We start from the raw sequence: 365 nt of genomic DNA on the forward strand, positions 1-365 counted from the left end.
GGTATTGGTGCTATGATCGACATTGCTCAGTCCGGCTGGTGATTTGGGATATTCAGCGATTGATCAGATCGCATAAACCGGACTGAGTTCCCTCTAAGTGATCTACTATTCCGAGCAGTTATTTAGGATGGGATGACAATACTTATCGCAGTCTTTTAGTCCGCTTAACAGGCAAGAACTCTGCAACCCGCTGCAGCCTTGAGGAACTGCAGACTATCCGCGAATATATGCATCAACAGGGGTAAGCGTCGCATTCAGACCGTATTGACGTTCAGGCAGAGGGAAGCTCGACCTTCCATGGCAGCAGATCGCGGACCCGGTTCACCGGCCAGTCCTGTATATGACCGATGACGTAACGCAACCAC

General features: G+C 50.4%; 1 pseudogene. It reads left to right on the forward strand.

The window, feature by feature from the left end:
* Window positions 1-107 precede the first annotated feature (107 nt).
* Window positions 108-242 (forward strand): annotated as a pseudogene (locus tag F7Q90_RS26205) (phage protein GemA/Gp16 family protein); the annotation flags it as partial.
* Between the last annotated feature and the right edge of the window lie 123 nt (window positions 243-365).

The organism is Pantoea stewartii subsp. stewartii (assembly GCF_008801695.1).
GTDB lineage: Bacteria > Pseudomonadota > Gammaproteobacteria > Enterobacterales > Enterobacteriaceae > Pantoea > Pantoea stewartii.